This window comes from Anaerotalea alkaliphila (assembly GCF_010179735.1).
In the GTDB taxonomy this organism is placed as follows: Bacteria; Bacillota; Clostridia; order Lachnospirales; family Vallitaleaceae; genus Anaerotalea; species Anaerotalea alkaliphila.
Map to the genome: position 1 here is coordinate 1 of NZ_JAAEEH010000061.1, position 8,721 is coordinate 8,721.

General features: G+C 57.6%; 7 protein-coding genes and 1 tRNA gene. All 8 read left to right on the forward strand.

Annotated elements, in window-relative coordinates; translation table 11 throughout:
- Positions 1 to 271 precede the first annotated feature (271 nt).
- Positions 272 to 625, forward strand: a complete 354-nt coding sequence (locus GXN74_RS13695) for a type II secretion system protein (protein WP_162371505.1) — start codon at positions 272 to 274, stop codon at positions 623 to 625.
- 394 nt (positions 626 to 1,019) lie between these two features.
- On the forward strand, positions 1,020 to 2,213 hold the full coding sequence (locus tag GXN74_RS13700; protein ID WP_162371506.1) for a cation:proton antiporter: 1,194 nt from the start codon (positions 1,020 to 1,022) through the stop codon (positions 2,211 to 2,213).
- 99 nt (positions 2,214 to 2,312) lie between these two features.
- Positions 2,313 to 3,677, forward strand: a complete 1,365-nt coding sequence (locus tag GXN74_RS14875; protein ID WP_162371507.1) for a diguanylate cyclase — start codon at positions 2,313 to 2,315, stop codon at positions 3,675 to 3,677.
- On the forward strand, positions 3,670 to 5,568 hold the full coding sequence (locus GXN74_RS13710; RefSeq protein WP_162371508.1) for a DUF2207 domain-containing protein: 1,899 nt from the start codon (positions 3,670 to 3,672) through the stop codon (positions 5,566 to 5,568). Before GXN74_RS14875 ends, GXN74_RS13710 begins: the two co-directional genes overlap by 8 nt.
- Before the next feature lie 37 nt (positions 5,569 to 5,605).
- On the forward strand, positions 5,606 to 6,169 hold the full coding sequence (locus tag GXN74_RS13715; RefSeq protein ID WP_162371509.1) for a LemA family protein: 564 nt from the start codon (positions 5,606 to 5,608) through the stop codon (positions 6,167 to 6,169).
- A 27-nt stretch (positions 6,170 to 6,196) separates the two neighbouring features.
- Positions 6,197 to 7,414, forward strand: a complete 1,218-nt coding sequence (locus GXN74_RS13720) for a GGDEF domain-containing protein (RefSeq protein ID WP_162371510.1) — start codon at positions 6,197 to 6,199, stop codon at positions 7,412 to 7,414.
- A complete protein-coding gene (locus tag GXN74_RS13725; RefSeq protein ID WP_162371511.1) occupies positions 7,411 to 8,202 on the forward strand; it encodes an HAD family hydrolase in 792 nt (263 codons plus the stop codon). Before GXN74_RS13720 ends, GXN74_RS13725 begins: the two co-directional genes overlap by 4 nt.
- A gap of 147 nt (positions 8,203 to 8,349) precedes the next feature.
- A tRNA-Pro gene (locus GXN74_RS13730) sits at positions 8,350 to 8,423 on the forward strand.
- Positions 8,424 to 8,721 lie beyond the last annotated feature (298 nt).

Below are 8,721 nucleotides of genomic sequence, written 5' to 3' on the forward strand. Positions count from 1 at the left end.
TTCCATGCGATATCCTCCTTGAAATAAGTTATATTCAAGGGGCTTCGCCACATTTTTTGAGTGATTTGTCAAGTGTTTCATGAAATTTATTACAAAGAAAAAAGCCCTATATCAGTTACTGATATAGAGCTTTTTCTAATTTCTTGACTTAATGACATTGGCCTTTGGCTGTTTTTTCCTGTGTTTTGGACCGATCCCCATAAGGGGTTCCCATCCCCTTTTCGATGTGCTAGAATGTTCGTAAAAGCTGTGATTTGGATAGGAGGATGGGATGCAAAGCAAACCCAAGGGTTCGAATGTCGCAGAACTGCTGGCTGTGCTGGCCATCCTGGGGATTCTGGCCGGTGTGGCGGCCCCCAGGCTGCTGGCCTACGACCGGCTGGAGCGGTTGGGGGAAGACAAGAAGACGGCGGAGGCCATCGCCGGGGTGCTGGAGGAATGGGAAAGGGGTGGAGGGGGGACGGCCGAGGAGGCTGTGGCGAAAGCTTTCGGCGGCCAAGTGCCGGTCCCCCGCTTCCCGGGAAGGACCTTCGTATGGAGTCTGGAACCGGTTCCTGCGGTCGGTTATGGGACGGAGGAAGGCGTGGGGGAAATCCTCCATCCTGCCCCGCTCCAAAGCCGTTGACCGGGTGGGGGGGGGCAGGCCAGACCGCAAGAAATGGGTAACTCCTTGATATGTTGTGATTAAGCATGGGGTTTGTGCTTGAAATGCATTGTAATGTTTGCACAAACAATCAAGCCGAAAACCCAAGGAAACTGTTCACTAATTCATGGCTTCTGGCTGCGCTGGACCAGAAAGAAGCAAACCTCACAAAGGGCGCTGGAATGAGAAAGCATGGAATTGTTGAAAAGCACAAAAACCTCCTGCATATGGTAGGGTTTTTGGCCAACTTTGGGCAACTTGACAAGAAAAAACCATAGGATTATAATAGGAACATCAAGGCCGCGCCATCAGCAGACCTAGGATTGCTGGTGGATTTTTTTGGGCAACTTTATACTTGGAAACGATGGAGGGCACTATGTTATCGTACGGTTTTTTTCTTGACCTAGCAATCATCTTATTGAGCACCAAGTTGTTTGGCCTGTTGACCAGGAAGTTCCAGATGCCCCAAGTGGTGGGCGCCCTGCTGGCTGGTCTGATTCTGGGGCCCACCTTCTTGAACATTCTGGAGGAAACCACCTTCATCAACCAGATGGCGGAACTGGGCGTCATCATGCTGATGTTCGCGGCGGGCATGGAAACGGACATCCATGAGTTGAAGAAGACCGGAAAGGCCTCCTTCGTCATCGCCATATTCGGCGTTGCGATTCCCCTGATCGGGGGCTTCCTGGCGACTGCGGTCTTCAGCGACAGCCTGGGGAACATGACCCAGGCGGAGTTGCTCCAAAACATCTTCATCGGAATCATCCTGACGGCGACTTCCGTTAGCATCACCGTGGAAACCCTCCGGGAGATGGGAAAGCTGAAATCGCCCGCAGGCACGGCCATCCTGGGTGCGGCTGTCATCGACGACATCCTGGGCATCATCATCCTTACCATCGTCATCTCCTTCAAGGACACCAGCGTGAACATCGGGTCCATCCTCTTCCGGATCGCACTGTTCTTCGTTTTCGCCATCGTGAGCGGATTCGTCCTGAACAAGGCTTTCGACTACATGAGCAGGCGCTATGGACGCAAAAGAAGGATTCCCATCTACGGCTTCGTGCTTTGCCTTCTGATGTCCTACATCGCGGAACACTACTTCGGCATTGCGGACATCACGGGCGCCTATCTGGCGGGAATCGTGATTTCCAACCTGGGGATGAACTACTATGTGGCGGAAAAGGTGGAAGTCACCTCCTACATGCTGCTCTCGCCCATCTTCTTCGCCAGCATCGGCATCAAGACGGCGTTGGACTCCTTGGACAGCCGCATCCTGATCTTCTCCCTGGTGCTGCTGCTGGTGGCCGTTTTCTCCAAAGTGTTGGGATGCGGTTTCGGCGCCAGGATCATGGGGTACAAGAAACAGGAGGCCTTGCGGATCGGCGTGGGTATGGTCTCCAGGGGCGAGGTCGCGCTCATCGTTGCGGACAAGGGGGCGAGTGTGGGTCTGGTGAGCAACGAGCTCTTCGCTCCCGTCATCATCGTGGTCATTGTCACGACCCTGATTACGCCCATCCTTTTGAAAATAGTGTTCGCAGGTCCGAAAGAAGATTCCCTGCAGGCCACATAAAGAGAAAACCGGTTCCTAGGCCGGTTTTTTTTCTTTTTATGGAAAGATGCATGCCTCCTGTGATAAAATGGATGGGTCGGAAATGGAAGGAGGCGCATCGTGGAAATATTCATAAGGAAGGTCAGGGGCATGATTGCGCTGTTCATCCTCCTGATGTCCGCCCTCATGTTCTTCACCGTCTACCTCCCCATCCACCGGGAGATGACAAACACCACCCTGGAGAATTTCATCCTCCTGTCCCGGCAAAAGGAGGGGCAGGTGGCTGCCCATATCCAGCGGGCCAAGGAAGGGGCGGCCAGCATCTCCAGCAGGACCGTCATCAGGCGCAAGATCCTGGAGTACAAGGGGGGGACCGTGGACATGGAGGAGCTGCGGACCTACACCGCCGGACCCTATGCGGAAGGTGCCAAGGCCTTGGAGCACCTGCAGGGCGCCTACAGGATCGTGGAGGCGGAACTGGTGGCTTCCCATGCAAGGGAGGGCTTCACCCCGAACAGGGATCCCAACACCCTTCCCTTCAGCCTCAGCAGCCTGACGGTCGTGCTGGAAGGGGACCAACTGATCGTTGTCTCCCTGATCCAGGAGGGGGGGAAGGTGCTGGGAAGGGACGTCCTGTATTTCGATATGAGGGACCTGCTCGACGGATTGAATGCGGGTGGAATCCAGGTGGAGGTTTTGGAATGGAACGGGTTCAAACAGCTGGTGGCCTCCGGGCGGGAATATGCCACCGTGGGGGACGTGGTCCTGCGGGAGGACGGGGAGCGGTTGCTCCATGTGACGCCTGTACCGGACACGGACGAATACCTGGTGCTGTCCATCCTGAAGGGGGAGCTTTTCCTGCGGGCCAACGCCATCTCCTTCGTGAACATGGCGGGGGTGGCCCTCCTGCTGGTGGCCTCCTTCGTGTTCATCAATTTCGTCATCCTCCGCCAGGCGGTGAAGATCCTCCTGAAGTCGGAAAAATCCAAGGACCTCTACAAGGAACGGGCCCACAAGGATGCCCTGACAGGGGTCCATACACGGCGCTTTTTCGAGCGCTGGACGGAAAAACAGATGCGAAAGGAAACCTTGGAGGAAGCGGTAACCCTGGTCATGATCGACATCGACGGTTTCAAAGTGGTCAACGACACCCAGGGCCATTTGGCTGGGGACAGGCTGCTGAAGGAAGTGGCTGATGTGCTGGTCCCTTCCCTGCGGGAAGGGGACCTGGTCATCCGCTATGGAGGGGACGAGTTCCTGCTGATCCTCCACAACTGCAGCGGGCGCAACAGCCACACCATCCTGGAACGGATCTCCAACAGGCTGGAGGGTGCGGAGGAAGGGAGGGCGCCTGTTTCCATTTCCTATGGGATACAGGAGGTGCGCCAGCCCAAGGACATCCATCATGCCCTGCGGGCGGCGGACGAGAAGATGTATGCGGTCAAGAAAAGCAAGAAGCGGAAGGGGAGGGCAAGTCATGTTTAAGAAGATCGGATGGTTGGGTCTGGCCCTTTTCCTGCTGGTGGTGGGAGGAAGGGCTGTCTGGGAAAAACAGAGCGGGGTCCTCTCTTCCGACGGGAGGAAGTCGGTCTTGGAGGAGCTCCGTTACGAGGTGGCAATCCAGCAGGACGGGAGCGCATGGGTGGACGAGTACAGGAGCTACACTTTCCTGGAGGGGGAGTTCACCCGGGGATTCCTGGATGTGGAGGTCCCGGTGGACCAGGTCCATGTCCAAGAGGCGGGGATGGCCTACCATCCCCTGGAGGCTTTCGATGACAGCCGGCCGGAGGGGTTCTTTGCTGTCCAGCCGTCAGGAACCGGAACCCGGGTGGAATGGTACTACCGGACACGGCCCGGTGAGACCAGGACATTCCAGGTCCGGTACAGGGTGCCGGAGACGGTGACCTTGTACCGGGACACGGCGGATTATTTCCAGAAGTACGTGGGTGCCGCCAACGCCTACAAAATCAGGCGTCTGGAGGTCCTGGTGCAGCTTCCCCCCGGCGCCGACAGGGAAAACACCCCCATCTGGGCCCACGGTCCTGCAGGGGGGACCATCGCCTTCATGGACGCCGCAACGGTTGTGCTGTCCATGAAGAATGTGCCGCCGGGGGAATATGTGGAGGCACGCTTCCTATTGCCGGTGGAAGCCATGTCCGGAGTGGAAAAGAGGGTGGATTCGGATCGCCGTCAGGAGCTCCTGGAAATGGAAAACGCCGCCGCGGCGGCGGAAGACAAGGACAGGATGGCCCGTGGACTCCTGAACCTTCTGTTCCTGGGAACAGGTGGAGCCATGGCGCTTTTCCCTGGAGTGCGGATCCTGCTGCACCGCACAGGATTGAAACGCAGGAAGCCTGTCATGGAACCCATGTACTACCGGGACCTTCCGGGAGACCTGTTTCCTGCGGAGCTGGACTTGCTGGTGCACCATTATTCGGAAAGGGAGAACGTTTCCCGGCAGATCACCGGCACCCTGCTGGATCTGGTCTACAAGGGCTGGATCCGGGTGGAGGAATCCCCAGGGGCGGGGGTCTTCGGGAACAGGAGGGACCTGGCCCTTTCTTACCGGATCCTGGAAGGGGAGATGGTTGCCATACACGAGCATGCGCTCCTGGATTTCCTCTTCAACCAGGTGGGAGGCGGAAGTTCCAAGGTTTCCCTCCAGGAATTGAAGAAGTATTGCGGGGGGAAGAGGACCTATGCCCAGGCCTACAGCTTCTACAAGGATTTCGAGTCCAAGGTGGCTTCCCTGGCGGAGGGAAGGGGATTCTTCGAGCGGGAGAGGAACCGGCAACCGGGCATCCTTTCCTTCCACCTTTTCCTAAGCCTGGGACTGATGGTGCTGACCATGGTCCTCGTCCAGAACGTGGAGTTCCTACAGGGCACCCTGGTTGCGGCGGTGGGCATCGGAAGCCTTCTGGGATTCCTGACAGTGGCGGCTTTCGGCAAGAAGGTCAAGCGTCTTCTCACCCAAGAGGGGGAGGACCAGTATGCCCTGTGGAAGGCCTTCAGGAAATTCCTGGAGGAATTCACCACCTTCCAGGACAAGGAGCTCCCCGAGCTTTTCCTTTGGGAAAAATACCTGGTCTACGCCACCGTCCTGGGGGTTTCCAAGCAGCTTCTCCGCCAGCTGTACACGCGCTATCCGGAAGCCCTGCAGGAGAGGGCGGACACCCGTCTCCTCTACTTCATGCCCCGGGGAACCTATCAGGACACCTACAGGGGGTTCGAGGACCTGGGAAAGGCCGTCGACGGAGCCGTGCGGGAGACCATGCAGATGACCGCAAAGGCATCCAAAGGTTCCGGTGGGGGATTTTCTTCCGGCGGGTCCGATTCGGGGGGCGGAGCCGGAGGTTCCAGCGGGGGCGTGGATTGATGTCCCCTGACAAAAATCGTACACAAGGAGGTAACACATGTCGACCTTACTCACTGCCATCATTGCCGTTGGGGGGATCCTGTTCCTTTTGGGGATCCCCATGGTCCTGTTCTACAACAAGATGGTCAACAACAGGGCCAAAGTGGAGAACAGCTGGGGGCAGATCAACGTCCAGCTGAAGATGCGGGCGGACCTGGTCCCCAACCTGGTGGAGACCGTGGGGGGCTATGCCACCCACGAAAGGGAAACCTTGACCAGCGTCACCCAGGCCAGGAACCAGTATCTGAACGCCAAGACCGCCGACGAGGTCATCCGGTCTTCCGATGCCATGAGCAACGTGCTGGGAAGGCTGATGGCCATCTCCGAGCAATACCCCCAGCTGAAGGCGGACCAGGGTTTCCTGAACCTCCAGAACCAGCTGCGGGAGCTGGAGCAGAAGATCGCCCTCTACCGGCAGTTCTACAACGATACGGTGCTGCTGTACAACCGTTACATCATCACATTCCCCAAGAACATCCTGGCGGCGGTGTTCGGCGCCCGGCAGATGCCCTTTTTCGAAATCGACCATGCGGAACGTTCGGCTCCCCAGGTCAGGTTTTAGGCCATAGGGACAGAAAGGAGAGTCAACATGCGGAACGCAACCTACAGCCTGTTTTTCCGGCAGGCCCCTTTCGCCCTTTCCGTACAGGAGGTCGGGACGGAAGGCATCCGGATGACGGAAGCGAATCCCGCTTTCGGTGCGCTGTTCGATGTCGATACGGAAGGCATCCATGGAAAAGGCTTCCAGGAGGCGACCGGAAGCCGGGAGGCGGAAGACGGAACGTGGACCCGTTTTTTCGGGGAGATTCTGGAAAAGCAGGCGGAGGACAGCCTGGTGTCCTATTTCCCCCCTCTTGGCAAGGAGGTGCGGGTGACGGCATTTCCTTTGGATGGGGACCGGGTGGGTACCATCTACCGGGTGCTGGAGCATCCCGCAGGTTCCGGGGAGGGGATGGAGGAATGGCTGAAGGCGAGGGCGCAGGTGGATGTGGATCCGGTGACGGGCGCATACAACAGCTATTTCATGCTGTGCCGGGTCAAGGAGGAAATGGAGCTGGCGGACCGCTATGACCTGCCCTTCACCCTGACACTGCTGGAAATCGACCATTTCGTCCAGATCCTGGACATCTGGGGAAAAAAGGTGGGGTTTGAAATCCTTGCCGCCACGGCCCGCCTGCTCCGGGAGAGGCTGCGCACCACCGACGTGGTTGGCCGGTTCGGGGTGGGAAGGTTCCTGATCCTGACTCCGGTGACAGGCTTGGACGGAGCCGAAGTGATGGGGGAGAAGCTGCGGTCCGCGGTGGAGACGGGGCACCATCCTGTTGTGGGCAGGTTCACCTGCAGCATGGGGATGGCAGAGCGTCTGAAGGCGGAATCCTTGGAGAGCGTCCAACGGAGGGCGGAGGCCGCCCTGCTGGCCGCCAAAACGGAAGGCAGGAATCGGGTGCAGACCTACAGCTTGCAGCAGGCCGGGGACCTCGGCCTGGAATTCGGGGAAGGGACGGTCGAAGACGCCCACCGGGAGTTGCTGGATTTGGCAAGGCAAGTGCTGGAGGCAGCGGTGGACGATGGGGAAGTGCTGACCGCATCCGCTGACAAGCTTCTGGCAGCGATGCGGACACATGCCGAAGGGCAGCCGGAAGGGTTGGCCAAAATATGGGACAACCTTCTGAAGAAGGCGGAGAAATTCCGGGAAGCCTACGGGGAAGGCGGCATCGGGGGCTATGCGCTGGCATCCCACCTGATGGACGGCCTGGTCCGGGAACACATGCGAATGGAAAAGGAATGGGAGAAAGAACTTAAATGAATGGTAAAATGATTTTTTTTGACATCGACGGCACCATCGCCACCGAAGGGGACCACAGGATTTCCACAAGCACAAGGGATGCCATCCGGCGGGCCAGGGAGAACGGCCACCTGACCTTCATCAACACCGGGAGGACTTTCTTCACCGTGACGGAGGAAATCCGGGAACTGGGCTTCGACGGCTACGTGTGCGGATGCGGCACCTACGTGCGCTTGGGGGAGGAGCTCCTTGTGTCCCGGTCCATCCCCCATGAAACCTGTGTGGAGATCGTGGGGAAGCTGCGGGAATGCAGGGTGGAGGCGATGTTCGAGGGACTGACGGACGTGTTCTTCGACGGGGAGGAGCCGGCCACCGGCGTGCTGGCCAGCCTGAAGGCCAAGTACGGCGCCCGCGGATACGACATCACCAAGACCTGGGACAGCCCCGGCATCGTGTTCGACAAGTTCGTGGTATGGGCGAAGGGGGACAGCGATTTCGAAGGGTTCCATGACTACATCACCCGGGAGTTCACCTACATCGACCGGGGCGGCAACTTCGGGGAAATCATCCCCAAGGGGTTCGACAAGGGAACCGGAATCGACGTGCTCCGGAAGCACCTGGGGATCCGGTTGGAAGACTGCTATGCCATCGGCGACAGCACCAACGACCTTCCCATGCTGGAGGCCGTACCCAACAGCATCGCCATGGGGAACAGCATGGTGGAGATCCTGGACAAGGTGGCCTTCGTGACCCGGGACATCGAGGAAGACGGGATCGCCCATGCGCTGGAGCATTTCGGGATCATATGACCTGGGGGCGTTTTGCCCCTTTCCTTCCGCCCGCACCCTCTCTGGATGAGCAAGGGGGACCATGCGGTGGGGAATTCTCGATTATTTGGTTAAAGCATATTGACAGAGCCCAACAATCATGCTAATATTTATAACGTTCACAAGACACGGGGTGTGGCTCAGCTTGGTAGAGCGCTTGCTTCGGGAGTAAGAGGCCGCAGGTTCAAATCCTGTCACCCCGATCATATGTAAAGACACTTGTATTGCACAGGTGTCTTTTTCTTGTGCTTTGCCATGTGGTTGGACCGTTGTCCTGTCAATAGGTTTGGGACAGTTTTTTCAATTGCACAGAAAAAAATGAATTCTCAGCGGGCTTTTTTGGGGTTTCCATTCCAATCCCATTCAAATGGGTTTATAATTCATAAGTGAAGTATCACATTTGGAGCAATCAAAAAAGAGCAACTAGAGACGAACTCCAGTTGCTCCAAATGTGGTTCTTCACGATTGTACCAACTCGCGGATGTTAGCCGGTGATCCGGA